This window comes from Xanthomonas sp. D-36-1 (genome assembly GCF_017746155.1).
Taxonomy (GTDB): Bacteria; Pseudomonadota; Gammaproteobacteria; order Xanthomonadales; family Xanthomonadaceae; genus Xanthomonas; species Xanthomonas cissicola.
The window spans coordinates 1-3,043 of record NZ_JAGHWR010000141.1; the positions used below are offsets into that span (position 1 = coordinate 1).

A 3,043-nucleotide genomic window follows, 5' to 3' on the forward strand; every position below is an offset into this window, starting at 1 on the left:
ACAGCGGCTACACCGGTGCGGAAAAGCGCGACGAGCTACAGCGCTGCGAGGCTGCATTTTTCATTGCCGCCAAGCGCTCCACGATTCAAGCCATTGGCAACAAACGTGGGAGTGCTCGGGAAGCGCGTTGGGAACTCTTCAAAGCCAGTGTGCGCGCAAAGGTGGACATCCGTTTCGCGTGATCAAGCGCCAGTTCGGCTACACCAAGGTGCGCTATCGCGGTTTGGCCAAGAACACCGCGCAGGTGCTGACGTTGTTTGCGCTGTCAAACCTGTGGATGAAGCGAAAGCAGTTGCTGCCTGTTGTGGGAAACGTGCGCCTGTAATCCGGAAGTGACATCCGAATTGCGCCAAAAATGGCAAAAATCCGACCATCCGAACGTGACACTTCGAAGCAATGCGAGCCCGCATCCTCAGGACTCGTTGATCAGACCATCCTTAAAGACGAATGGGAGGATGCGGACGAAAACGAACGCACCACCTTCAAGATCGAAGCTCGGCGTGTCGGCATTCTTCCCTTCCGCCTCGCCTCGGTAACGCTCAGCCAGAAACCGGCCAATGGCGATTCGGAACCCGTTACACCTTGAGCCGGCATTTGGGCGGCACCCTTGCTTGGCGTCGCCCTAAATTCCCCAGCAGTGCCCCAGCAATTGCTAGCGGCTGAGAGGCGTTGATCCGAATCCCGCTTCAGTGAAACAAGGAGGCCCCATGCGCCTACCGTTTGAACTCGACCCACAGATCATCCATCACATCATCTACAGTCAGGCAGGCTCGATCGGCAAAGCCGTCATCGAGTTGCTGATGAACTCAGTGGATGCCAAAGCCAGTAACGTTCAACTATCGATTTCACGCACCGGCTTCTCGTGCCATGACGACGGTCAAGGCTTTGCGAGCCGCGAAGATGTCATTCGCTACTTCGGCCGGTTTGGAACGCCGCACGAAGAGGGCGATGCAACCTATGGCTGCTTCCGCCTTGGACGCGGCCAAATCATGGCCCACGCGTCCACAACCTGGTACTCCAATGTTTGGCAGATGACCGTCAATACACGGGTCATGGGTTACCACTACGATCTGGACGAGCTACAGGCTCTTTCACCTGGTTGTGCGATCAAGGGCGACTGGTATGAAGCCCTGAGCGAGGTCGAGCTGATGTCGACCCTTCAGGAAATACGGGACTTGGTTCGTTACACCCCGGTATGCGTTGAACTCAATGGGAATCGCATCACCCGCGACCCTCACGGCGAACGCTGGGATGCTGAAGACGAGTTCGCCTGGTACCGGGTCAAAGCCGACGGCGCCGTCGCCATCTACAACCAGGGCGTACTGGTGCGCCACGACTCGGGACATGTATGGGGCGCAGGTGGTCTCATCGTGTCTAAGAAAGCTATTGGATTGAATGTTTCCCGCACAGAAATCCTGCGCAAGACTTGCCCGGTATGGAAGGCAATTGCCAAGCAGTTTGTTCAGATGGCTGATCAGATTGCCTCTCGCCTCGGCAATCATCGCAAGACAGAGGCGCGCCGTGAGAAGTCTGCTCGGACACTCCTTTCCGGTGACGCTGGCATTGTGCAAACCTATTCCAAGGAAGAAGTCGTGACGCTTCTTCCTGGCAAGCGGCACATTTCAATGGAGGATTTCTTGCGCAAATGCCGCTACAGCCATGGCAAGCGTCATGGCGGCAGGTTTGCAGTTGTTGAAAGCGGTTTCGACGTGCCAAAGGGGGAAGCTATCGCTCGTGAAGGAATTGCCGTGATCGTGCATCCCGTCACCCTTGATCGTTTCGGGTGTTATAGCGCCCAAGAGTTTGCTGACTGTATCGCTCGTATCCACGACAATCTTAGGCAGGAAATTGAACTGAACGGCGCTCAGTACTGGGGAATAAACGCTCTCTATATCCCGCAACTGCTGGCATTTTCGACATTGCGAGAAGCTTTCGTGGAGCGGACGCGCATCCTTACGGAGAAAGATGCGCTTGATCGTGAGACACGTCGTGCATGGACTGCGTTGCGTTGGTGCATGCACCACTACGTCGCCCTGTGCACGGGGGGCCGGCCGGTTTACGGCGGCCAGGTCCGTGAGGGCAAATCACTTCACATTCTGCTTGGTCAATCCAACGTTGCCGAGGCATGGACCGACGGCAGTAGCTACATCGCCGTCGATGTCACCATCGTGAAGCGGCTCAAATCTTCCCCGGTCAGAACAGCAGCGTACATTTTTTCACTGATTGAGCACGAGATTGCTCATGAGGGCGATAGCCTGGATTGCGGTCATGATGAAGCGTTCTACCAACGCTTTCACGATCTTGTGCTGCTGCACAGCGAACAACGGCAGCGCTACATGCACATGTGGCTCATGAAGTACACAGGAAGCATGGAGGCAGAGGGGAAGCGCGCGCAGGGTGAAGCATGGCGCGAACGTTATCTTGTGAACCGTGCGAGTGACAGCCGGTTGAAGCGCGGCCTGTCACCGACCATCGAAGATGTCAGCGACGACCCTGTGGTCGTCGGAGCAATCCCGGATGAGAGTATGGCTTTCATTGACTATCAGAATGCTTTGATGGCCGATGCAGTCGTCACGGCCGAACCGCCGAACTGGACTGAAATTCTGATACGCGCCGCGCATGATCAGAAACATATCAGCATGCAAGTTAGCGCCAATGCAAAGCAACGTATCACTACTCAGCGTCATTGGATTGACCAGGACGCCAGCTGTTGAGCTAAAAAACATCGAGAGTGCGACTCAACAAGCTGGTCATGCTGCATTTCTGCTTCTTTGCTGCCCGCTTAAATCCGTCCCGACATGCTGTTGCACATGAACTTCAGCAACGTCATTCGGGTAGAGCGGTATGCGGCTATTTCTTTGCGAGAAGCCCTCTCAGGGTAAAGATATAGGACGAATCCTGGGCGCGACACAGCGTGGCAATGGGTGCTTCACTGGTTCTGGTGTCACAGTCACTTGGTGCATCGGACATCTCGTAGAAGCCGCTCCACCCGAAGCCTACGGTGAGCAGTTCAAGCATTGGTCCCTAGGGATGGTCTGATCAA

The 3,043-nt window shown here is 55.5% G+C and carries 1 protein-coding gene and 3 pseudogenes; all 4 read left to right on the forward strand.

The annotated features are described in order from the left end of the window. Positions 1-325, forward strand: a pseudogene (locus tag J7367_RS22065) (transposase); the annotation flags it as partial. A gap of 93 nt (positions 326-418) precedes the next feature. Beyond that, positions 419-586 (forward strand): annotated as a pseudogene (locus tag J7367_RS22070) (single-stranded DNA-binding protein); the annotation flags it as partial. A gap of 121 nt (positions 587-707) precedes the next feature. After that, positions 708-2,714 (forward strand): ATP-binding protein, encoded by a 2,007-nt coding sequence (locus J7367_RS22075; RefSeq protein WP_039575246.1) that lies wholly within the window; start codon positions 708-710, stop codon positions 2,712-2,714. A 130-nt stretch (positions 2,715-2,844) separates the two neighbouring features. After that, positions 2,845-3,027, forward strand: a pseudogene (locus tag J7367_RS22080) (hypothetical protein); the annotation flags it as partial. Positions 3,028-3,043 lie beyond the last annotated feature (16 nt).